General features: G+C 72.7%; 20 protein-coding genes. 5 read left to right on the top strand and 15 right to left on the bottom strand.

Translation table 11 applies throughout. The features are described 5' to 3' along the window. Window positions 1-76: 76 nt before the first annotated feature. From VGI02_RS17675 to uvrB, 5 genes are all read right to left on the bottom strand, one after another. Window positions 77-388 (bottom strand): hypothetical protein, encoded by a 312-nt coding sequence (locus tag VGI02_RS17675; protein WP_331629185.1) that lies wholly within the window; start codon window positions 386-388, stop codon window positions 77-79. A gap of 272 nt (window positions 389-660) precedes the next feature. Continuing rightward, window positions 661-1,443 (bottom strand): acetoin reductase, encoded by a 783-nt coding sequence (locus tag VGI02_RS17670; RefSeq protein ID WP_331629183.1) that lies wholly within the window; start codon window positions 1,441-1,443, stop codon window positions 661-663. Then, entirely contained in the window at window positions 1,440-2,495 is a 1,056-nt protein-coding gene (locus VGI02_RS17665) for a 2,3-butanediol dehydrogenase (protein ID WP_331629181.1), read from the bottom strand. Before VGI02_RS17665 ends, VGI02_RS17670 begins: the two co-directional genes overlap by 4 nt. Before the next feature lie 48 nt (window positions 2,496-2,543). Continuing rightward, window positions 2,544-3,785, bottom strand: a complete 1,242-nt coding sequence (locus VGI02_RS17660; RefSeq protein WP_331629179.1) for a GAF domain-containing protein — start codon at window positions 3,783-3,785, stop codon at window positions 2,544-2,546. Window positions 3,786-3,914: 129 nt separating this feature from the next. Next, window positions 3,915-6,161, bottom strand: a complete 2,247-nt coding sequence (gene uvrB / locus VGI02_RS17655) for an excinuclease ABC subunit UvrB (protein WP_331629177.1) — start codon at window positions 6,159-6,161, stop codon at window positions 3,915-3,917. A 126-nt stretch (window positions 6,162-6,287) separates the two neighbouring features. On the opposite strand from uvrB, the gene VGI02_RS17650 reads away from it, so the two are divergent. Together VGI02_RS17650 and VGI02_RS17645 are read left to right on the top strand one after the other, a co-directional pair. After that, window positions 6,288-6,449: a VOC family protein gene (locus tag VGI02_RS17650; RefSeq protein ID WP_331629175.1), complete on the top strand. Its 162-nt coding sequence runs from the start codon at window positions 6,288-6,290 to the stop codon at window positions 6,447-6,449. Between the two features lie 67 nt (window positions 6,450-6,516). Further along, complete coding sequence (locus VGI02_RS17645) at window positions 6,517-7,029, top strand: ribonuclease FAU-1 family protein (protein ID WP_331629173.1); 513 nt, start codon at window positions 6,517-6,519, stop codon at window positions 7,027-7,029. A gap of 3 nt (window positions 7,030-7,032) precedes the next feature. Here the strand turns inward: VGI02_RS17645 and coaE are convergent, their stop codons facing one another. The 3 genes from coaE to rpsA form a co-directional block, all read right to left on the bottom strand. Beyond that, window positions 7,033-8,070: a dephospho-CoA kinase gene (gene coaE / locus VGI02_RS17640; RefSeq protein WP_331629171.1), complete on the bottom strand. Its 1,038-nt coding sequence runs from the start codon at window positions 8,068-8,070 to the stop codon at window positions 7,033-7,035. Window positions 8,071-8,123: 53 nt separating this feature from the next. Further along, entirely contained in the window at window positions 8,124-8,318 is a 195-nt protein-coding gene (locus VGI02_RS17635; protein ID WP_331629169.1) for a hypothetical protein, read from the bottom strand. A gap of 167 nt (window positions 8,319-8,485) precedes the next feature. Further along, on the bottom strand, window positions 8,486-10,039 hold the full coding sequence (gene rpsA, locus VGI02_RS17630; protein ID WP_331629167.1) for a 30S ribosomal protein S1: 1,554 nt from the start codon (window positions 10,037-10,039) through the stop codon (window positions 8,486-8,488). Window positions 10,040-10,319: 280 nt separating this feature from the next. On the opposite strand from rpsA, the gene VGI02_RS17625 reads away from it, so the two are divergent. After that, on the top strand, window positions 10,320-11,207 hold the full coding sequence (locus VGI02_RS17625; RefSeq protein ID WP_414638309.1) for a class I SAM-dependent methyltransferase: 888 nt from the start codon (window positions 10,320-10,322) through the stop codon (window positions 11,205-11,207). Continuing rightward, window positions 11,204-12,181: a GNAT family N-acetyltransferase gene (locus VGI02_RS17620; protein WP_331629163.1), complete on the top strand. Its 978-nt coding sequence runs from the start codon at window positions 11,204-11,206 to the stop codon at window positions 12,179-12,181. Before VGI02_RS17625 ends, VGI02_RS17620 begins: the two co-directional genes overlap by 4 nt. A gap of 41 nt (window positions 12,182-12,222) precedes the next feature. On the opposite strand, the gene VGI02_RS17615 is transcribed toward VGI02_RS17620, so the two are convergent. The 7 genes from VGI02_RS17615 to polA form a co-directional block, all read right to left on the bottom strand. Next, complete coding sequence (locus VGI02_RS17615; RefSeq protein WP_331629161.1) at window positions 12,223-12,816, bottom strand: GTP-binding protein; 594 nt, start codon at window positions 12,814-12,816, stop codon at window positions 12,223-12,225. Then, window positions 12,797-13,177, bottom strand: a complete 381-nt coding sequence (locus VGI02_RS17610) for a DUF742 domain-containing protein (RefSeq protein WP_331629159.1) — start codon at window positions 13,175-13,177, stop codon at window positions 12,797-12,799. The genes VGI02_RS17615 and VGI02_RS17610 overlap by 20 nt, the downstream gene beginning before the upstream one ends. Further along, window positions 13,174-13,575, bottom strand: coding sequence for a roadblock/LC7 domain-containing protein (locus tag VGI02_RS17605; protein ID WP_331629157.1), 402 nt, complete (start codon window positions 13,573-13,575; stop codon window positions 13,174-13,176). The genes VGI02_RS17610 and VGI02_RS17605 overlap by 4 nt, the downstream gene beginning before the upstream one ends. Beyond that, the gene (locus VGI02_RS17600; RefSeq protein WP_331629155.1) at window positions 13,572-15,617 is read right to left on the bottom strand and encodes an ATP-binding protein; all 2,046 of its coding nucleotides are present in this window, start codon (window positions 15,615-15,617) and stop codon (window positions 13,572-13,574) included. Before VGI02_RS17600 ends, VGI02_RS17605 begins: the two co-directional genes overlap by 4 nt. Before the next feature lie 358 nt (window positions 15,618-15,975). Next, a complete protein-coding gene (locus tag VGI02_RS17595; RefSeq protein ID WP_331629153.1) occupies window positions 15,976-16,899 on the bottom strand; it encodes an NAD(P)-dependent oxidoreductase in 924 nt (307 codons plus the stop codon). Window positions 16,900-16,924: 25 nt separating this feature from the next. Continuing rightward, a complete protein-coding gene (locus tag VGI02_RS17590) occupies window positions 16,925-18,451 on the bottom strand; it encodes a flavin-containing monooxygenase (RefSeq protein WP_331629151.1) in 1,527 nt (508 codons plus the stop codon). A gap of 52 nt (window positions 18,452-18,503) precedes the next feature. After that, window positions 18,504-21,287, bottom strand: a complete 2,784-nt coding sequence (polA, locus tag VGI02_RS17585) for a DNA polymerase I (RefSeq protein ID WP_414638308.1) — start codon at window positions 21,285-21,287, stop codon at window positions 18,504-18,506. A gap of 73 nt (window positions 21,288-21,360) precedes the next feature. Between polA and VGI02_RS17580 the strand changes: the two genes are divergently transcribed. Then, complete coding sequence (locus VGI02_RS17580) at window positions 21,361-21,837, top strand: hotdog fold thioesterase (protein ID WP_331629149.1); 477 nt, start codon at window positions 21,361-21,363, stop codon at window positions 21,835-21,837. Window positions 21,838-21,869 lie beyond the last annotated feature (32 nt).

Genomic DNA, 21,869 nt, shown 5'->3' with positions numbered 1-21,869 from the left:
TCGGGGCGCGGGATCATGTCCGGAGACGCTAGGGCGCCGACGGCCCGGACCGCGACCGATTTGCCGCGCCCGGTGTCTAGAAGGGCTCGACGCTGAGCACGCCGGGAAGGCGGCGGACGCCGTCGGCGAACGCGTCCTGCTCGTCGGTGGTGAGCGCGACGGTGCACGAGATGCTGGAGCAGGAGACGCCCTCGTGGACGTCGACGGAGAAGTCCGGGACCCGGTAGCCGAGCTCGCAGAGCCGCGAGGCGAGGGACATGACGCCCGGCATGCCACCGGTGGTGACGATGGTCCACGGGCGGGGCAGGCGGGAGGGCCGACGGCCCGGGCCGTTGACGGCGCGCTCGACGTCGGCGGCGGCGATGCGGGCGGGTTCGAGGGTGGTCACGACAAGCTCCTGGAGAAACTGGATCCGCTGGATGGAATCCGAGCCAGGTTCTCGGGGATCGTGCGTGGCCCACGGTCGCGCACGATGGCACTGCGCGCCGGGAGCCTGGCTCACCCGACGCGCCGGAGTACTACCTCTCCCCGTCGCGCGATCATGACGGTGATGTTACCCAGATCATCTCGACCGCCGCCACTCGGGGTAGGTGGGCGAAGCCCTCGTGAGCACTTTCCGGTGTCATGGCACCGGAAAGTGCTCACGAGCGCGGAGCGCACCTACACCATCACGATCCCGCCGTCGATCATCGGCGCCTGCCCGGTCATGTAGTCCGCGTCCGGGCTCGCCAGGTACGAGACGAACGAGGCCACGTCCTCCGGGGTCTGCACCCGGCCCAGCGGGATGAGCTTCGCGTACTGCGCGAGCGCCTCGCCCTTGCCCGTCCCGAGGTAGCGCCCGAGCCCGACGTCGATCTCGTCCCACATCGTCGTCCCGACGATCCCCGGGCAGTACGCGTTCACCGTGATCCCGTGGGGCGCCAGCTCCTTCGCCGCGGCCTGGGTGAGCGCCCGGACGGCGAACTTCGAGGCCGAGTAGTGGCCCAGGTGGTCGAAGCCCTGGTGACCGGCGATGGACGACGCGGAGATGATCTTCCCGCCGCGCCCCATCTCGATCATCGCTTCGGCCGCCGCCTGGAGGCACCACAGCACGCCGCCCACGTTCACCCCGAGCATGTGCTCCAGGTCGCCGGGCGTGACCTCGAGCAGCGTCTTGACCTGGGCGATCCCGGCGTTGGAGATCATGACGTCGAGGCCGCCGAGCTCCTCGCGGGCAGCGGCGACCAGCGCGAAGCAGGCGTCGCGGTCGGATACGTCCGCGACCTGCGCCACCGCCCGCCCGCCGTCCGCGACGATGGCCTTCGCGGTGTCGGCGGCGGACCCGCCGTCCACGTCGGAGACCATGACCGCGAGCCCGTCCGAGGCGAGCCGCCGGGCGATCGCGGCCCCGATCCCGCGGCCGGCCCCGGTGACGACCGCGACGCGTCCCTGCGCCGCGCTCACGGCTGCACCAGGATCTTGACGTTGGACTCCTTGTGGTCGATCAGCTCCCGGAAGCCCTGATCGACGATGTCGTCGAGCCCGATGCGCCCGGTGATGAACTGGTCGACGTCGACCGTGCCGGAGCGGATCAGGTCGATCACCTCCTCGTGCCGGTTCGCGTAGGCCAGCGAGCCGATGAGGTGGATCTCGGAGAACACCAGCGAGTTCATGTCCAACGACGCCGGGTGGCCCCAGATGGAGACGTTGACGCAGGTCCCGCCGGGCCGGGTGCTCGCGATCGCCGCGGTCAGCACCTCGTCGACCCCCGCGCACTCGAAGGTCACGTCGGCGCCGCGGCCGTCGGTGAGCTCGCGGATCGCCTCGGGGACGTCGACCTCGGTCGGGTCGAGCACGTGGTCGGCGCCCGCGCCGGGGGCCTTGGCCTTCCGGGCGTCGGCCGGCTCCACGACGATCACCTGTCCCGCACCGGTCGCGCGCAGTGCTGCGGCGGTGACCAGGCCGATCGGGCCCGAGCCGAAGACCGCCGCGCTCCCGCCGCGGGGCAGGCCGGACAGCTTGGTGGCGTGGTAACCGACGGCGAGGGGTTCCACCAGGGCGCCCTGCTCCGGGGTGAGGCCGTCGATGCGGTGGACCCAGCGGGTGTCCACGGTCATCTTCTCGGCGAAGCCGCCCTGGTCGCCGTCGAGGCCGATGAATCCGAGCTGACGGCAGATGTTGTAGCGGCCGTCCTTGCAGGCGCTGCACTTCCCGCAGACGTCGTAGGGCTCGACGACGACGCGGTCGCCCTCGGACAGACCGGTCACGCCGCTGCCCAGCTCGGCGACCACCCCGGAGAACTCGTGCCCGAGCGTGATGGGAACGCCGCCACCGGTCAGCGGGTGGGGGTTCGCGGGGGTCGGGGCGAAGATCGGCCCGTCGAGGAACTCGTGCAGATCGGTGCCGCAGATCCCGCACCACTCGACGGCGATCTGAACCTGGCCCGGGCCCGGGTGGGGCTCGGTGACCTCCTCGACGCGGACGTCTCCGCGTCCGTGGAAGCGCGCAGCCTTCATGGGTCCTCCCTCGTTGGCTTGGACCTCATCCCACGGCGGTGACCCCCGTCACGGCCAGAGTTGCAGCGGTGTTGCAGGTCCCAGCAGACGGGCCAGTACCTCGCGGCCGGGCGGGACGATCTCGACGCCGGGCGCGATCCGGTACGGGCGCGCCGCGATCAGTCCGCCGAGCACGCGCCGGAGCCGGGACAGCTCCGCGCGGACCGTGACGAGGTGGTCGGCGTCGTCGTAGAGCGCGCGGCTCAGCGCCGCGGCGTCCAGTCCTGCGGTCCCGGCGCACATGAGCAGGGCGAGGATCTGCTGGTGACGCCGGGAGAGCGCGTGCCGCCACTGCTCCCGGCCCTCGACGACCGCCCCGGGCGGATCGCCGCCCGGGTCGAGGCGCAGCCGGGTGGCCCCCTCCCCCGCCGCGCTCGGACGCAGCATCCAACCGCCGGGCACCCGCTCGGGCAGGCAGGCCCCGAGCCCGTGCACGAGCATCGCCTCCCCGGCGCCGGGGACCGCCACCCGGTCGCGCGGCGCCAGGCCGGTGGACGCGGCGACCCAGCCGTGGTCGTCGATCACGAGGGCGGGGCCGTGCTCGCGGGCCAGCAGCGGGGCGGCGACGGCGCGCAGCCCGTCGAGGCGGGCCTCGTGCTGGGTCCACAGCCCGGACTCGGCGAGCCGGACGGCGGTGTGGACCAGCGCGACCGTGGTGGGGTGCACCGTGGGGGCGGGCCCCGAGAGGTCGACGACGCCGAGCATCTCGCCGGTGCGCGGGTCGTGGATCGGGCTCGCGGTGCAGGTCCACGGGTGCTGGGCACGCACGAAGTGCTCGGCGGAGAACAGCTGGACCGACGCGTGCTCGGCCAGCGCGGTCCCGATGGCGTTCGTCCCGACCGACGCCTCGGTCCAGTCGGCGCCCGGGAGGAACCCGAGGTCGTCGGCGAGGCGCCCGACCCGCGTCGCGCCCTCGCGCCAGAGCACGAACCCGTCGGCCGCGGTGACGACCATGATGTGCTCGGCGTCCTCGGCCACCGCGGTGAGGCTGGCACGCAGCTGCGGGAGGACCTTCGCGATCGGCGAGGCGGCCCGTCGGCGCTCGACGGTGGCCGGCCCGGCGGGATCGTCGAGCGTGCGGCCGTCGGGGGCGACGCCGTAGGACAGGACGCGGTCCCAGGAGCGGCTGACCACCCGGCGCACCGTCTGGGAGCCGGCGCCGGACAGCCGAGCGTCGTGGGCCTGGTGGAGCAGGCGGGCGTGTCGGCGCAGATCCGTGCTCCGCGTCACCGCGCAGACGCCGTCGTCCACCACGCGCACCTCCGGCCAGGGACGCCCTATCCCTGTGACCCGCAGCATAACCGCGACGCCCGCGGCGCAGGCCGAAGTCGTCGTCCTCGGGCCGGGCCGCGCGGGCACGCACGCCCGTCGTCAGCCGGGTCAGCTGACGCCGGCCGCGTCCATCCCGCGCATCTCCTTCTTGAGGTCGGCGATCTCGTCGCGCAGCCGCCCCGCGAGCTCGAACTGCAGGTCCCGGGCCGCCGCCATCATCTGGTCGGTGAGCTGCTGGATGAGGTCCGCCAGGTCGGCGCGGGCCATCCCCGCGGTGTCGCGGTGCTCGACGACGCCCGAGTGGCCCCGGGTGCCGCCCGCCTCGCCCGCCGCGCGCCGGCCGCGGGAGGCGTTGCGGCCCGACCCGCCGATCTCGACCTCGGTGTCCTCGGCCTCGCGGTAGACGCGGTCGAGGATGTCGTTGATGTTCTTGCGCAGCGGCTGCGGGTCGACACCCCGCTCGGTGTTGTAGGCGATCTGCTTCTCGCGGCGCCGGTTGGTCTCGTCGATGGCGTACTGCATCGACTCGGTGACCTTGTCCGCGTACATGTGGACCTGGCCCGACACGTTGCGGGCGGCGCGGCCGATCGTCTGGATGAGGGAGCGCTCGCTGCGGAGGAACCCCTCCTTGTCGGCGTCGAGGATCGCGACCAGCGACACCTCGGGCAGGTCGAGACCCTCTCGGAGCAGGTTGATGCCGACGAGCACGTCGTACTCCCCCGACCGCAGCTCGCGCAGCAGCTCCACGCGGCGCAGGGTGTCGACCTCCGAGTGCAGGTAACGGACCTTGATCCCGAGCTCGAGCAGGTAGTCGGTGAGGTCCTCGGCCATCTTCTTGGTCAGCGTGGTGACCAGCGTGCGCTCGTTCTCCTCGACACGGGACCGGATCTCGGCGACGAGGTCGTCGATCTGGCCCTTCGTCGGCTTGACGACCACCTCGGGGTCGAGCAGACCCGTCGGCCGGATGACCTGCTCGACGAACTCCCCGCCGGCCTGGCGCATCTCGTAGTCGCCCGGGGTCGCCGACAGGTACACCGTCTGCCCGATGCGGTCGGCGAACTCCTCCCAGGTCAGTGGGCGGTTGTCGGTGGCGCTCGGGAGCCGGAAGCCGTACTCGACGAGGTTGCGCTTGCGGGACATGTCGCCCTCGTACATGCCGCCGATCTGCGGCACGGTCACGTGGGACTCGTCGATGACCAGCAGGAAGTCGTTCGGGAAGTAGTCGATCAGCGTCGCCGGCGCGGTGCCAGGACCGCGGCCGTCGATATGGCGCGAGTAGTTCTCGATGCCCGAGCAGAAGCCGACCTGGCGCATCATCTCGATGTCGTAGCTGGTGCGCATGCGCAGTCGCTGGGCCTCGAGGAGCTTGCCCTGGTTCTCCAGCTCGGCGAGGCGCTCCTCCAGCTCCTTCTCGATCGCCCCGATGGCCCGCTCCATGCGCTCCGGGCCCGCGACGTAGTGGGTGGCCGGGAAGATGCGGACGTCCTGGACCTGGTTGACCACGTCGCCGGTCAACGGGTTCAGGTAGTACAGCGACTCGATCTCGTCGCCGAAGAACTCGATCCGGATCGCGAGCTCCTCGTACGCCGGGATGATCTCGACGGTGTCCCCGCGCACCCGGAACGTGCCGCGGGCGAAGGACATGTCGTTCCGCTGGTACTGGACGTCGACCAGGGCGCGCAGCAGCTGGTCCCGGTCGATCTCGTCGCCGACCTCGAGCTTGACCGACCGGTCGAGGTAGGACTGCGGCGTGCCCAGGCCGTAGATGCACGACACCGACGCGACCACGACGACGTCGCGGCGCAGCAGCAGGTTCGAGGTCGCCGAGTGCCGCAGCCGCTCGACGTCCTCGTTGATCGAGGAGTCCTTCTCGATGTAGGTGTCGGTCTGCGCGATGTACGCCTCGGGCTGGTAGTAGTCGTAGTACGAGACGAAGTACTCGACGGAGTTGTTCGGCAGCAGCTCACGCAGCTCGTTGGCCAGCTGCGCGGCCAGCGTCTTGTTGGGCGCCATCACCAGCGTCGGCCGCTGGACCCGCTCGATCAGCCACGCCGTGGTGGCCGACTTGCCGGTACCGGTGGCGCCGAGCAGGACGACGTCGTGCTCGCCGCCCCGGACCCGCCGCTCGAGATCGTCGATCGCCGCCGGCTGGTCACCCGCGGGCGAGTACGGGCTGACGACCTCGAAGGGCGCCCCGGTGCGCTCGATCTCCCCGATCGGCCGGAACTCCGACTCGGCGAGCGCGTCATCGGGCAGACCCTCGGGGTTGTCGAGCAGCGTGCCGGTGTCTCCGTCGTCGGAATCGCCGTGGTGGGAATCCCGCGCGGCCCCGGGGACCTCGGTCGCGAACGCCATGTCATCGAGGCTAACCGCACCCCCCGACAGTCTCGTCGGCTCGGCGGCCGGGGACCCGCCATGAGCAGTCGCAGCGGCAACACCCGTCACCGAACGGCACGAACGACTCGTTCATCACCATCATGGGTGACGAACGAGTCGTTCGTCCGAGCGGCGGCGCTCGCGCACGGCGGCAGCGAGTGGAAGCCCGACCAGGACCACGGCTTCATGTACGGCGCCGGCTTCGCCGACCCGGACGGCCACGTCCGGGAGGTCGTCTGGATGGACCCCGCCGCCGTCGCGGGCTGATCCCGTTCGCGCCGCGCCGTCCCGGACCGCTCGTCCGGGGCGGCGCTGATCGTTAGGGTCCCGGGCCGTGGCGCTGCACCCCCCGAAGGTCGAGACCTTCGCCGTGGACGAGGGCACGAACACCGACCCGAAGGGCTTCGTCCGGACCGTCGACCTCTATCGCGAGGCGCCGTTCGGGCTCTACCTCAGCCGCCCGATGCCGAACCATCCCTCGCTGGACCACATGCGGTCGTGGCTGCTGCCCGACCTCGGCATCCGGGTCACCGACTTCCGGTTCCTGCCGGGACACGAGCGCAACCAGGACTTCTACGTCGACATCGCCGACGTGGCCAGGGACGGCTCGGTGTGGACGACGACGGACCACTACCTCGACCTGGTGGTGCACACCGGGGAGCGCACCGACCTGCTCGACGTCGACGAGTACGTGGAGGCGATCGCGGCGGGCCTGCTCGCCCCGGACGCCGCCGAACGCGCGCTGACGACGGCGTCGACGGTGCACGTCGGGGTCGCGGAGCACGGCCACGACCTCGACGCGTGGCTCGCGACCCGGGGCGTGGTGCTGGACTGGCCCTGGGAGTAGGCGCTACACGGCGAAGCCACCGACCTCGGAGCGCACCGCCTCGGGCTCCCGCGCCACGCGCCGGGTGTCCGCCCGCGCGGCGTCCCGTGCGCCCAGCACCCGGGACGCCTCCGCGGAACCGGCGGGCGCGAGCAGCAGGCGCGCGGGCCGGGCCGGGTCGGCGCTGCCGTGACGTCCCGCGCCCACCGCCGGGAACCCCGCACCGGCCAGCGCCGCTCCGAGCTCCCCCGTCCGCTTCCCGCCGGTGGTCAGCACCAGGAGGTCGACGACGTCGGGAGCCGCGAGCCCGGGCACGGCGGTCGGCCCGACGTGCTCGACGCCCTCGACGTGATCGGGACCCGCGACCCCGATCCGCGCGGCGAGCCGGGCGGCCTGCTCCGGCCACGACGGGTCGGCGTCGACGACGGCGTCCGGCCACGGCGCCGCGTGCTGGGCGCGCGTCCCGGCCTCGAACGGCACGATGCGCCCGGACCACAGTTCGCGCACGTGGTCGCGCACCGCGTCGACGTCGCCGACGTTGTCGATCCACACGTCCGCCGCCGCCCGGCGGGCCTCCTCGGTCGCCTGGGCGCGGATGCGGGCGCGCGCGTCGTCCTCGGGCATGTCGCGGGTCTCGGCGAGTCGCGCCACGCGGAGGTCCTCCGGGGCGTCCACCACGACGACCAGCGCGAACGCGGGCCCCATGCCGTTCTCGACGAGCAGCGGGACGTCGTGCACGACGACGGCGTCGTCCGGGGCGCTCGCCACCAGTTCCGCGGTCCGGGCCCCGATGCGGGGGTGCAGGATGCGGTTCAGCCGCGTCCGCGCGTCGTCGTCGGCGAACACGACCCGGCCCAGGGCGGGCCGGTCCAGGCGGCCCTCGGCGTCGAGCACGTCGTCACCGAAGGCGTCCACGACCGCCGCCAGACCGTCCGTCCCGGGCTCGACGACCTCGCGGGCGATCCGGTCCGAGTCGACGACCACGGCCCCGAGCGCGGAGAGCTCGGCCGCCACCGTCGACTTACCCGCCCCGATCCCACCGGTCAGACCCACGCGCAGCACGGCGCGCAGTCTGCCCGATCGACCGGCACGGCGCCGTGGGTCGGGCGCGTTCCTCAGGCGAGAGCGGCGACCGAGTGACGTGCGGTGGCGAACAGCGTCTCGAACAGGCCGCGCCGCGACAGGGCCGGACCGGCGAACGCGGCGGCCACGCCCATGTACTCGCGGCACCAGGTGAGCCCCGAGGAACCGAGGCGGTGCCGGGCGGCGCGCCGGGACGGGAGTTCGGTGCGACGACGTCCCCAGGCCATGCCACTCCCCCTGCGTTCGTGATGCTGTTGTGACGCAGGATAACGATGTGGCGCATGTGGTCAATTGCGACGCGCCCCGGCACGATCCGGGCGGGCGCCGACACGACGACGGGCCCCCACCCCGGTCAAGGGGTGAGGGCCCGTCGGTCGTGCGTGCTACCGGGTGATCAGTTGCCCGAGAGCTTCTCCCGCAGCGCGGCGAGCTGCGCGTCGCTGGCGAGCGCGCCGCCACCGGAGGCCGACGGCGGGCCCTGGCCCGGGTCGTCGTCGGCGGCGGCCGGAGCCGCCGGGGCCTCGTCGTCGGCGGCCTCGTCCTCGTCGCCGTCGTCGGAGGCCGGGCCACCCGAGGAGTAGTTGGCCGGTGCCGCCTCGGCGGCCTCCGCCTCCTGCTCCGCGGTGCGCTGCAGCTGCGCGATGTGCTGCTGGTAGCGGTTGTAGGCCGCCTGGTACTGGCGCTCCCACTCCTCGCGCTGGGACTCGAAGCCCTCGCGCCAGTCCCCGGAGTCGGGGTCGAAGCCCTCCGGGTAGATGTAGTTGCCTGCGTCGTCGTACTCGGCGCCCATGCCGTACAGAGCCGGGTCGAACTCGGTCTCCGTCGTCATGCCCTCGTTCGCCTGCTTGAGCGAGAGCGAGATGCGGCGACGGTCGAGGTCGATGTCGATGACCTTGACCATGACGTCGTTGCCGACCTGCACGACCTGCTCCGGCACCTCGACGTGGCGCTCGGCCAGCTCGGAGATGTGGACCAGGCCCTCGATGCCCTCGTCGACGCGGACGAACGCACCGAACGGCACCAGCTTGGTGACCTTGCCGGGCACGATCTGGCCGATCTGGTGGGTCCGGGCGAACTGGCGCCAGGGGTCCTCCTGCGTCGCCTTGAGCGACAGCGAGACCCGCTCGCGGTCCAGGTCGACGTCGAGGACCTCGACCGTGACCTCCTGGCCGACCTCGACGACCTCGGACGGGTGGTCGATGTGCTTCCAGGACAGCTCGGAGACGTGGACCAGACCGTCGACGCCGCCGAGGTCGACGAAGGCGCCGAAGTTGACGATCGACGAGACCTGACCCTTGCGGATCTGGCCCTTGGCGAGCTGGTTGAGGAACTCGCTGCGGACCGCCGACTGGGTCTGCTCCAGCCAGGCGCGGCGGGACAGGACCACGTTGTTGCGGTTCTTGTCCAGCTCGATGATCTTGGCCTCGATCTCCTTGCCGACGTACGGCTGGAGATCGCGGACGCGGCGCATCTCGACCAGCGAGGCGGGGAGGAAGCCGCGGAGGCCGATGTCGAGGATGAGTCCACCCTTGACGACCTCGATGACGGTGCCCTTGACCGGCTCGTCGTTCTCCTTGAGCTGCTCGATCGTGCCCCAGGCGCGCTCGTACTGCGCGCGCTTCTTGGACAGGATCAGCCGACCCTCCTTGTCCTCCTTCTGGAGGACGAGGGCTTCGACCTCGTCGCCGACGGCGACGACCTCGTGGGGGTCGACATCGTGCTTGATGGACAGCTCGCGCGAGGGGATGACCCCCTCGGTCTTGTAGCCGATGTCGAGCAGGACCTCGTCGCGGTCGACCTTGACGATGGTGCCTTCGACGATGTCGCCATCGTTGAAGTACTTGATCGTCTTATCGATGGCAGCGAGGAAGTCCTCTTCCGACCCGATGTCGTTCACAGCCACCTGAGGGCTGGTCGTGTTCGGGGCGGTGTGGGTGTCGATGGACATATAGGGGACGGCTCCGGGATGGGCAGGTCTCGGTCGGGTGGACTGTTCCCACGAGGCGGACGTCGGCCTGACGCTGATCGGCACCCGAGGGGACCGAGGGGATCGCTACCCAGCCGGAAGGAACCCGACAGTGCGGATCCGGACAGGGCGAGACCACTGACGTGGACCTCCATCGTATCCACCCTGTGAAGCGCCCGGCAAACGGGTCAGACCTCGCCCCGTTCCCGCGTGTCGCCAACCGTGTCGCCTGGTCCGGGCAGGCCCGGGGCGGCGTGCCAGGATGCCCCCCATGAGCGCCGGCTCCGCGACACCTCCCCCGGGGTCGCAGGTCCCGGCGGGCCTGGTCACACGGGCCGTCGGACCGCGGGAGTCGGCGTCGGCGTCCCGGAGCTGGTGGGACGACGACGCCGCCGACTACCAGGCCGAGCACGGCGCGTTCCTCGGCGACGTCGACTTCGTGTGGTGCCCGGAGCGGCTCCGCGAGGCCGACGCCGCCCTCCTCGGGGACCCGGCGGCGCTGATCGGGACCCGGGTGCTCGAGGTCGGCTGCGGGGCCGCGTCGTGCGCACGCTGGCTCGTCGACCGCGGCGCGGAGGCCGTGGGTCTCGACCTCTCCGCCGGGATGCTGCGTGAGGCCCGCGCGGCCGACGCGCGCTCCGGGATCGCGGTCCCGCTGGTCCAGGCCGACGCGGCGCACCTGCCCTTCGGCGACGCCTCGTTCGACCTCGCCTGCTCCGCCTTCGGCGCCGTGCCCTTCGTCGCCGACACGGCCGCGCTCATGGCCGAGGTCGCCCGCGTGCTGCGGCCCGGCGGGCGCTGGGTGTTCGCGGTGAACCACCCGATGCGCTGGATCTTCCCGGACGACCCCGGCGAGGACGGGCTGACCGTCTCCCAGTCCTACTTCGACCGCACGCCCTACGCCGAGGCCGACGACGACGGCCGGATCACCTACGTCGAGCACCACCGCACGATCGGCGACCGGGTCGCCGACGTCGTGGGAGCCGGCCTGGTCCTCGAGGGGATCGTCGAGCCGGAATGGCCCGCCGATCTCCACGAGGTGTGGGGCCAGTGGTCGCCGCTGCGCGGCGCGCTGTTCCCCGGCACCGCGATCTTCACCTGCCGGGTGCCCGGAGGACCCGACGACCGGTCGTCCGGGCGGACCCGATGACCGGCGGGGCGCGCGCCGCCGTCCCGGACTCCCCGGCCCAGGTCCTCACCGACCTCCTCGGGGCGCAGCGTCGCCGCTTCGCCGCCCTCGACCCGCGGCTGCCCGAGGCCGCGGCTCCCCCGCCCGGCGACATCCTCGTCGTGGGCACACCACCGCACCGGGTGGCCGGGGTCGTCACCCACCACTCGTGGCCCGCGGGCAGTGGGCCGCTGCTGTGGTCGGCGGCGCAGGTCTCCGAGCTGCACCCGGTGATCGGCGGAGCCGGGCACGGACCCCTGCACACGCTCGTCGACGCCTGGCGGGGACACCTGCCGCCCGACGTGCTCCGTGACCACGACTCCGCGGCGACCGTCATCTGGCCCAGCCGCGACGTCGTCGCCACCCGGGTGTTCCTCGACCACGGACTGATGCCGCTCGCGGTTCTCGCCGTGCGCGCCCGCGGCCCGTTCGCCGACCCGGCGCCGGACCCGACGCTGGTCGTCCGGCGGGCCGAGCCCGACGACCTCGAGGTGTGCGTCCGGCTCTCCCTCGAGGAGCTCGCGTACTCCAGTCAGGTCGGCGGCTCGCTGATGCGCCCCGACGCCGAGGGCGTCAAGCGGACGATGATCCGTGACCGGCTGGGCCGCGGCGAGCCGACGTGGCTCGCCGAGCGGCGCGGGGTCGCCGTCGGGATGATCGAGTGCGGCCACGCGGAGGCCGCGCCCGGTGCGTGGCTGGCGAACCTGCTCCCCGTCGGGATGTGGGGGTACGTGAACTGCGCGTCGGTGACCCCGTCGGAGCGCGGCAGCGGCGTGGGCGCCCACCTCGTCGCGACGGCGGTGGCCACCCTCGAGGACGCGGGCCGGCGCGCGGTGCGCGGCACCTATCTCTACTACAACCCGCCGAACCCGATCTCGTCGGTGTTCTGGCCGCGCGCCGGCTACTCGCCGCTGTGGACGCTCTGGGAGGTCCGGCCCGCCTCGGGTCTGCGCTGACGTGCCGAGCCGCCGCGTCGCGGGAGTGCGGGGCCGGCACCTCAGGCGCTGCGGGACAGGGCGTGCTCCACCAGGGTCACCAGCGCCGACGTGCACGACCCGTCGTCGCGGGCGTCGACCCGCACCAGCGGCGAGCCCTGCGGCAGCGCCAGCGCGTCGCGCACCGTCTCGTCGTCGAAGCCCGCGGTGCCCGGGAAGCCGTTGACGGCGACGACGAAGGGCACGCCGCGGTTCTCGAAGTAGTCGACGGCGGCGAAGCAGTCGTCGACCCGGCGCAGGTCGACCAGGATCACCGCGCCGACGGCGCCGCGCGCCAGCTCGTCCCACATGAACCAGAATCGGGACTGGCCGGGCGTGCCGAACAGGTAGAGCACGAGCTTGTCGTCGACGGTGAGGCGCCCGAAGTCCATCGCGACCGTGGTCGTCGTCTTGTCGGGCACCACGCTCGCGTCGTCGACGCCGTCGGAGAGGCTCGTCATCTCCTGCTCGGTCGAGAGCGGCGGGACCTCCGACAACGAGCGGACCAGGGTCGTCTTCCCGACGCCGAACCCGCCGGCGATGAGGATCTTGAGCGGGAGCAGCCCGTCGCGGGCGGCGGCAGGCACGGGCGCACGCTCAGCGGGCGCGTAGTCCATCGAGCAGCCTCTCCAGGAGTTCGCGTCGGGGTCGGCCGTCCGCGCCGACGAGCGGGAGGTGGACGGCGAGGTGGTCGTCGGCGGCGAGGTCGCTGACCAGCACACGGGCCACGCCGATGGGGACGCCGAGCAGGCTGCCGATCTCGGCCAGCGACAGCGGCTCCACCGCCGCCTCGAGGATCGACCGCTGCTCGGGCGTGAGCCCCGCGCGCTTGGCCAGGCCGAGGTCGGTGGCCGTCACCAGCGCCTCCATCGGCATGTCCAACTTCGTGGAGCGGGTGCGGCCGGCGGTGAACGCGTAGTTGGGGACCACCCGTCCGCCGTCCCGCGGGGGCGGACCGGCCCGTCGGTCCACGGTCATCCCTCGACCCGTGCCCGGGAGCTCGGGGTGAGGGCGTGGCCGACCCGGGCGGCCAGCATCGTCATCTCGTACCCGACCAGCCCCATGTCGGCGGAGCGGTCGGTCAGCACGGCCAGCGTCGACCCCATGCTGATCGAGGTGGCGAACAGGTAGCAGCCGGTCATCTCGACGATGGTCTGGGTCACCGGCTCCGCGTCGAGCAGGGCCGCGGTACCCCGGGCCAGGCTGACCAGCCCGGAGGTCGCCGCGCAGAGCTGGTCGGCGAGCTGCGGCCCGACACCGGGGCTGACCGCCAGGCGCAGGCCGTCGGCGGAGACCACCAGGACGTGGCGCACCCCCGGCGTCCCGGACGCGAAGTCGGAGAGCAGCCAGTCGAGGCCCCCGGTCGGTGCGGTCACGAGCGTCCTCCGTCGTGGGAGTCGGTGGAGCCGGCGCCGCGCGCGGCGCTCAGGTCGGCGCCCTGGGCGGGGTCCTCGGACAGGGCGTCGCGGGCCGCCCGGCGGCTCGCCTGGTACTGCGAGAGCGCGCTCAAGGCTCCGGACGGGCCCGGACCGGCATGGTCGTCGCCCGGGTGGCCGTTGCCCGCCCGGGTGTGGTCGCCGTTGCCGCCGCCGTCGCGGCCACCGGGGAGGTGGCCGTTGCCGTTCCCCGGGCCGGCGTGGGCGTCGGCGGCGGGGTCCGGGCGGGGGCGGATGAGCTCGGGCGCGAGGTGGGTCTGCGGGACGCGGCGCTTCAGCACCGGCTGCTCCGACTCGTGCGGGGTGCGCGGCGCGGGCGCGGCGACTCCGGCACGGGGGCCCGCCGGGCGCGACGGCATCGCCGAGGGCACCCCTTCCGCGGGGGGTGGGACGACGGTCGGGTGGATGAGGCCCGTCGACCGGGGCGGGGTGGTGTGGGCGCCCGGGCGCACCGGGGTCGGGTCCGGTGCCGCGAGGCCGCCCGGCAGCGTGTCGGTCCCGGGCGGGCTCTCCGGAAGGACGTGGCCGACGACGACCGGCTCCTCGGCGCCGGTCTCCGGGCCGCGCACCACGTCGGCCGGCGAGCGCCCGGGCCAGGAATGGCGGCCGTCCGACGCGTGGCCCACCGCGGCCGGCCGGTCGATCCCGTCGGACGCCGGGGAGTCGGCGTGGTGCGCGCGGGTGGGAGCCGTCGCCGGAGCCGCGACGGGTTCGGCCGGGTCGGCGAACAGGGCCGCCGGGATGACGATGACCGCGGTGAGACCGCAGCCGGGTGTCGGGGTCAGCGTCACCTCGATGCCGTGGCGCGAGGCGAGCCGGGACACCACGTGGAAGCCGAGGCGTCGGGAGGTCGAGACGTCGACCTCCTGGGGGCCGGCCAGCAACCTGATCGCGGCGCCGAGATCCTCGGAGGGCATCCCGACGCCGATGTCCTCGATGATCACGAGGTGGGCGCCCGGGGCGGGGTGGTACACGCGGCTCTGGATGTTGACCGTGGTGGTGGGCGGCGAGAACCGCACCGCGTTCTCGGTGAGCTCCGCGATCATGTGCGTGAGGTCGGCCACCGCGGCGCCGATGACCCTCGGGCGCTCGTCGACGGTGAAGGCGACCCGCTCGAGGTCCTCGGTCTCGGCGATACCGGCACGGACCACGTCGCGCAGCGGCACCGGCGCCGACCACACGCGCGCCGGCTGCTCGCCGGAGAGCACCAGGAGGCTCTCCGCGTTCCGCCGGACCCGCGTGGCCAGGTGGTCGAGCCGGAAGAGCTCGGCGAGGGCGTCGGGATCGCGCTCGCGCTCCTCGAGATCGTTGATGATGTCGAGCTGCCGGTGGAACATGCTCTGGTTGCGGCGGGCCAGGTTCAGGAGCAGTTCCGAGGTGAATTCCTGCTGCTTGATCTCCGCGTTCGCGAGATCGCCGGCCAGTGCGGCCCGCATGCGCTGTTCGTCCTCGGTGATGCGGCAGAAGATCGACACACCGACGCACGCGAGGAGCACGGCGATGCCGTGGATGACCGACCACAGCCACGGGTCCATCTGCCCCATGTGGTGGTTGAACATCAGCGTCGGCACGAGCAGCGACCCGAGGCCGTGGCTCAGCGTCGTGAACGCGATGTCGAAGACGAACGGCACCCAGTTCTGGTACAGCGCGAGGAAGCCGATGATCACGAAGAACGCGAAATGCGCCTCGATGTAGCCGCCGGAGAGGATCACCAGGCCGGCGCTGGAGGCCGAGAGGCCTGCGGTGACGAACAGCGATCCCGCGGTCCGGTGGTGGCGGGTGAGCCAGCCCCCGAGCGCTGTGACCACCGGGATCAGCGCGACCCCGATGGTCAGCGCGGGCCCGTTGCCCACCGCGAACCCGAAGATCGCGAGCGCGGGGCACAGCGAGGCGAGCACCCAGAGGAGGAACCGGTGGCGCCGTCCCCATTGCTCGTCGCTGATGAGATCGCCGTGCGGCAGGTAGTCGAGAACCCGGTCCATCGGGGGATCACACCGTCCTCTACGTCGTTCTACCCCGAACGCGAACACCGCACGGGAAACCGCGGAAACCGGCGGAATCCCCCACGCCGGAATGGCAGGGCGTGACGGTACACCCCGTCCGAGGGACGCCGTGCACGCCCACTCGTCACGACGGGCGCAATGATCGCCATTCTGCGTGACGCCATTCGTCAAGCCGATGTTCGGTGGTCCCCACTCACCCGGAATGGTGCAGCTGTCCGGACGGTCCGTGGTCGGAGCGGTTGCAGCGAATGGCGGTGACACCACGCCCGCAATAGGCCGTCCGGACGCGAACGGTAGCCACTCGGAGCATTCGCCCGGTGGTCCGCGCCGTGGCGGGTCAGGAGCCGTCCGGGCGCGGGCGCAGCCCCGCGGGCGAGGTGAGCCGGGCGGGCACGTCCTCCGGGCGCCGCGCTCCCCAGTCCGACGTCGCGAGGTGGCGGTAGACCGTCGCCATCGCCGCGAACAGGTCCGGGGTCAGGCCGGCCCCGGCCTGCGTGGCCGCGATCTCGTCCATCTCGTCGACGAAGCGCCACGCCTTGGTCGCGGCCGCGGCCGCGGCCGGGACGTCGTCGAGGGGGAAGTCGAGGTGGAGGTCCGCCAGCACGGTGTCGAGGACGCCGTGGTGCTCGGCGGTCAGCAGGGCGTGGGCGAGCAGGGCCTGGTGGCCCTTGCGCACCGACGCGGTGCACATCTTCGCGGCGCTGGCGGCGCCGATCCCGCCGTCGAGCCCGACCCAGCGCACGCCGGGTACGTCGAGCGAAGCGATCTCCGGTGCCCGGGGCCCGGCGAGGAAGATCCGCGTGGGGTGCTCGGCGTCGGGCCTCGGTGGCGGGCCCGAGATCGCGGCATCGACGACCTCGAGGCCCGCGCCGCCCGCGGTCTCGAGGACCTCGGCCACCGTGGCCGGCGCGACCGCGTTGGCCTCGACCAGGAGCGGACGCGCCCCGGTGCGCCGGGCGCTCGCGGCGATCTCGTCGGCCGCGGCGCGGGCCCGGGCGGGCGGGACGACGCTGATCACCGCGGCTGCGGCGCCCACGACGGCGTCGGTCGACCCGGCGTCCTCGATCCCCGCGTCGGCGAGGCGGCGGGCCGTCTCCGCCGAGCGCCCGGCCGCCGTCATGAGCACCCGGTGCCCGCCCGCCGCGAGGCAGCGCCCGAGCGCGATCCCCATCGCCCCGGGCGCGACGACGCCGACGGCCACGTCGCCCGCGGCCGGGTCGCCGGAGCCCCTGGTGTCCGCGCCCTCGGCGGCCGTGCTCACCCCGCGGTCCTCATCCGGGACGCGCTCACGCCCGGACCGGAGCGCGGGCCGGCTCGAAACGCATGCCGTCGTCGACGCGGGCGCGGCGCAGGGTGACCGCGTCGATCGCGTAGTTCATGGCGAGCGTCCACGGTGCGCGGTCACCGCCGCTGGGCAGTTCGTGGAGAGAACGCTTCACGTAGCCCGCCTCGAAGTCGAGCAGCGGGCGCTCCTGCACCTCGGGGTCGCGCTCCGGGACCGCGACGGCCTGGCCGTGGGCGTCCATCCAGCCCAGGAGGCGGCAGAAGTACTCGGCGACGAGGTCGACCTTCAGCGTCCAGGAGGCGTTGGTGTAGCCGATCATGAACACGAGGTTCGGCACCCCGGAGAGCATCATGCCCCGGTAGGCCATGGTGTCGGGCAGGTGCACCGGCTCGTCGTCGACCTCGAGCTCCGCGCCACCGAAGAGCTGCAGGTTGAGCCCGGTCGCCGTGATGACGATGTCCGCCTCGAGCTGCTGACCCGATTGCAGGCGGATCCCGGTCTCGGTGAAGGTCTCGATCCGGTCGGTGACGATGTCGGCGTCGCCGCGGCGGATGGCCTTGAACAGGTCGCCGTCGGGGACCATGCACATCCGCTGGTCCCACGGGTCGTACGGCGGGTTGAAGTGGGTGTCGACCGCGTAGCCCTCGGGGAGCTGGGCCGCCACCCCCTTGCGCAGCAGGCCCCTCACGAAGCCCGGGAACCGCTGCGAGATCTGGTAGAGCGCGATGATCTGCGTGATGTTCTTCGTCCGCACGATCGGGTCCGCGATCCACGACGGCACCCAGCGGCTGAGGAACTCCGCCACCGGGTCGGTCCGGCCGATGGAGAGCACGTAACTGGGCGTGCGCTGGAGCTGGGTGACGTGGGCGGCGCGGCCCTCGCCCTGTGTCATCGCCGGGACCAGGGTGACCGCGGTGGCACCGGAGCCGATGACGACGACCCGCTTGCCCGCGTAGTCCAGCTCCGGGTCCCAGTGCTGCGGGTGGACGACCGTCCCGCCGTAGTTCTCGATCCCCGGCAGCTCGGGGGTGTACCCGGCGTCGTAGCGGTAGTAGCCGGAGCACCAGAGCAGGAACGAGCAGGTGAGGTGCTTCTCGCCGGTCGCCGTGGTGAGCGTGAGCGTCCAGCGCTGGTCGCGGCTCGACCAGGCGGCGTGGGTCACGCGGGTGCCGTAGCGGACGCGCCGGTCGACGCCGTACTCCTGCGCGGTCTCCCGCACGTACTCCAGGATCGACGACCCGTCCGCCAGCGCCACCGTGTCCGGCCACGGCCGGAAGCGGAACCCGAGGGTGTGCATGTCCGAGTCCGAGCGGATCCCCGGGTACTGGAACAGGCTCCACGTGCCACCGAGGTCGTCGCGGGCCTCGAGGATCGCGTAGTCGCGACCCGGCCGCTCCCGCTCGAGGTGGCAGGCGGTGCCGATGCCGGAGAGCCCGGCGCCGACGATGACGACGTCGAGGTGCTCCGGCTCGCCGCCGCCCTCGCGTGCCCCGGTGGTGTCGACGGGCGCATCCACATCGGTACTCATACGTACCAGCCTACCTCTCGGTACCGAGGCGTACCAGTCCCTGCGCGACGACCTAGTGCGCCGCCTGGTCCCACGAACGGCCGAAGCCGACCGAGACCTCGAGCGGGACGTCCAGGTCGAACGCCGCGCCCATCTCCCGGCGCACCAGCTCGGTGACCTGGTCCCGCTCCCCCGGCGCGAGCTCGAGCACGAGCTCGTCGTGCACCTGGAGCAGCATCCGGCTGCGGAGTCCCTCGTCGCGCAGCGCGGCGTGCACCCCGAGCATCGCGACCTTGACGATGTCCGCGGCGCTGCCCTGGATCGGGGCGTTCAGCGCCATCCGCTCGGCCATCTCGCGCCGCTGCCGGTTGTCACTGGTGAGGTCGGGCAGGTAGCGCCTGCGCCCGAGGATCGAGCTGGTGTAGCCGTCCTTGCGGGCCTGGTCGACCACCTGTCGCAGGTAGTCGCGCACGCCGCCGAACCGGGCGAAGTAGTCCTCCATCAGGTCTTTGGCCTCGTCGGTCGAGGTGCGCAGCTGGGCGGACAGCCCGTAGGCGGACAGGCCGTAGGCCAGCCCGTAGTTCATCGCCTTGATCTTGGCGCGCTGACCCTGGCTGACGTCGTTCTCGGGCACCCCGAACACCTTGGCCGCCGTGATCGAGTGGAAGTCCTCCCCGGACTTGAACGACTCGATGAGCTCGGCGTCGACCGAGAGGTGCGCCATGATCCGCATCTCGATCTGCGCGTAGTCCGCGGTCATCAGCTCGGCGTAGGCGCCGTCGGCGGAGTCGGCGCCCACGACGAACGTGTCCCGGATCCGGCGGCCGGCCTCGGTGCGGACCGGGATGTTCTGCAGGTTCGGCTCCGTCGAGGAGAGCCGCCCGGTGCGCGCGATCGTCTGGTTGAACGTGGTGTGGATGCGGCCGTCGTCGGTCACGCTGTCGAGCAGGCCCTTGACGGTCACCCGCAGCCGCGTGGCGTCGCGGTGCTCGAGCAGGTGCTCCAGGAACGGGTGCGGGTTGGTCTCGTTCAGCGTCTGGAGCGCATCGGCGTCGGTGGTGTAGCCGGTCTTGGTCCGCTTGGTCTTCGGCATCTCCAGCTCGTCGAACAGCACCACCTGCAGCTGCTTCGGCGACCCGAGATTGATCTCCTTGCCGATGACGTCGTACGCGGACTGCGCCGCCGCCTGGACCCGCGCCCCGAACTGGGACTCCAGCTCCTGCAGCGCGCTGACGTCGACCGCCACCCCCGCCGCCTCGAGGTCGGCCAGTACCCGCAGCAGGGGCAGTTCGAGGTCGGTGAGCAGCGCGGTGCCGCCGAGGTCGGCGAGGTCGGTGTCGAGCGCGACGGCGAGGTCGGCCACCGCCCGGGCCCGCAGCATCTCGGTCTGGGCCGCCGTCTCGTCGGCCTCCTCCTCGCCGCCGTCGAGGGTGAGCTGTTCGCCGCTGGGGGCGTCGGACTCCTCGGCGCGCAGCTCGCGCCGCAGGTAGCGCAGCACCAGGTCGGCGAGGTCGAAGCTGCGCTCCCCCGGGCGGGCCAGGTAGGCGGCGAGCGCGGTGTCGCTGGTGACGCCCTCGAGCTGCCAGCCGCGGGCCCGCACGGCGTGGCTGGGGCCCTTGATCTCGTGCCCGGCCTTCGGCCGCTCCGGGTCGGCCAGCCAGTCCGCGAGCGCGGTCTCGTCCTCGGGACTCAGGGCGCGGACGTCGACCGAGGCGGCCTCGCCGTCGGCCGCTGCCAGCGCCACGCCGTGCAGGTCCCCGGTGCCCTGGCCCCAGGTCCCCCGGAACGAGATGCCGACCCGGCCGCCGTCGCGGGCGTGCTCGTCGAGCCAATCCCCCACGGCTCCCGGCTCCAGCACGACCCCGTGGAGCTCGAAGCCCTCCTCCGCCTCGGGCTCCGCGGCGGTGAGCGTGGAGAACAGCCGCTCGCGCAGGACCCGGAACTCGAGCTCGTCGAAGAGCTGGTGCACCTTGTCCCGGTCCCAGGAGCGGACCTCGAGCTGGTCGGGCGTCACCTCGAGCTCGACGTCGCGGACCAGCTCGGTGAGCTGACGGTTCAGCACCACCGAGGACAGGTGCTCGCGCAGCGCGTCGCCCGCCTTGCCCCGGACCTCGTCGACCCGCTCCACCAGCGCGTCGAGCGACCCGAACTCCCGGATCCACTTCTGTGCGGTCTTCTCGCCGACCCCCGGGACGCTCGGCAGGTTGTCGCTCGGATCGCCCCGCAGCGCGGCGAAGTCCGGGTACTGCTCCGGGGTGAGGGTGTAGCGCTCCTCGACGGCCTCCGGGGTGTACCGCGCGAGGTCCGAGACGCCCTTGCGCGGGTAGAGCACCGTCACCTGGTCGGTGACCAGCTGGAAGGCGTCCCGGTCGCCGGTGCAGATGGAGACGTGCATCCCCTCGGCGGTGGCCTGGGTGGTGAGGGTGGCGATGACGTCGTCCGCCTCGTACCCCTCGCGGGCCACCACCGTGATGTTCAGCGTCGCCAGGATGTCCTTGATCAGGTCGATCTGACCGCGGAACTCGTCCGGGGTGGCGCTGCGGTTGGCCTTGTACGCCGCGAAGGTCTCGGAGCGGAAGCTCTGCCGCGAGACGTCGAACGCCACGCACACGTGGGTCGGCGCCTCGTCGCGCAGCAGGTTGATCAGCATCGACGTGAAGCCGTACACCGCGTTCGTGGTCTGGCCCGACGTCGTCGAGAAGTTCTCGGAAGGCAGCGCGAAGAACGCCCGGTAGGCCAGGGAGTGGCCGTCGAGCAGCAGCAGCCGGGCACCACCCGCCTGCTCCCCCGCGGCGCCCTCGGTGCCGCTCGCGGACTTGCTGCTCGCAGCCTTCGCCGGCGTCGTCGTCGCAACCACGGACCCGAGTCTGCCAGGGGGGTCCGACAGCCTCCGTCGGCCTCGTCGCGGCCCCCGTCCTAGCATGATCGGCGTGTCAGGAGACGAAGCGGAGCGGAGCACGACCCATCGACCGGACGCACCGCTCACGCCCGAACAACAGGCCGCCCCGGAGCTCCGGGTCGCCTACCCGGACGAGCAGCTCGCCGTCCGGATGGGCATCGAGATCACCGAGTGGGCCCCGGAGCGTCTGGTCGCGACGATGCCGGTCGCGGGCAACCGGCAGCCGTTCGGGCTCCTGCACGGTGGCGCGAACGGGGTGCTCGCCGAGACGCTCGGATCGACCGGCGCGTACGTCAACCGCCTGGGTGACCGGCGCCCTGTCGGCCTCGAGCTCTCCTGCACCCACCACCGCTCGGCCACCTCGGGCCACGTCACCGCGGTGTGCACGCCGCTGTCGGTGGGCCGCACCGTCGGCACCTTCGAGATCGTGATCTCCGACGACGAGGGCCGGCGGGTCTGCACCGCGAAGCTCACCTGCCTCTACCGCGCGAGCACGCCGCCCACCTGATCGGCGGCGCCGAGTGGACCCGGAGGGCTCCC

The sequence above is a fragment of the Actinomycetospora sp. genome (assembly GCF_036497245.1).
Classification (GTDB): Bacteria; Actinomycetota; Actinomycetes; order Mycobacteriales; family Pseudonocardiaceae; genus Actinomycetospora.
This window is presented reverse-complemented; position numbering and strand designations above follow the sequence as displayed.

Bases quoted from the DNA above. Each gene is read 5' to 3' on its own strand.
- VGI02_RS17625 (WP_414638309.1), top strand. From the start codon at position 10,320: ATGCCCCCCATGAGCGCCGGCTCCGCGACACCTCCCCCGGGGTCGCAG.
- VGI02_RS17600 (WP_331629155.1), bottom strand. From the start codon at position 15,617: ATGGACCGGGTTCTCGACTACCTGCCGCACGGCGATCTCATCAGCGAC.
- VGI02_RS17620 (WP_331629163.1), top strand. From the start codon at position 11,204: ATGACCGGCGGGGCGCGCGCCGCCGTCCCGGACTCCCCGGCCCAGGTC.
- VGI02_RS17615 (WP_331629161.1), bottom strand. From the start codon at position 12,816: ATGGACTACGCGCCCGCTGAGCGTGCGCCCGTGCCTGCCGCCGCCCGC.
- rpsA (WP_331629167.1), bottom strand. From the start codon at position 10,039: ATGTCCATCGACACCCACACCGCCCCGAACACGACCAGCCCTCAGGTG.
- VGI02_RS17590 (WP_331629151.1), bottom strand. From the start codon at position 18,451: ATGAGTACCGATGTGGATGCGCCCGTCGACACCACCGGGGCACGCGAG.
- VGI02_RS17610 (WP_331629159.1), bottom strand. From the start codon at position 13,177: ATGACCGTGGACCGACGGGCCGGTCCGCCCCCGCGGGACGGCGGACGG.
- VGI02_RS17665 (WP_331629181.1), bottom strand. From the start codon at position 2,495: ATGAAGGCTGCGCGCTTCCACGGACGCGGAGACGTCCGCGTCGAGGAG.
- uvrB (WP_331629177.1), bottom strand. From the start codon at position 6,161: ATGGCGTTCGCGACCGAGGTCCCCGGGGCCGCGCGGGATTCCCACCAC.
- VGI02_RS17635 (WP_331629169.1), bottom strand. From the start codon at position 8,318: ATGGCCTGGGGACGTCGTCGCACCGAACTCCCGTCCCGGCGCGCCGCC.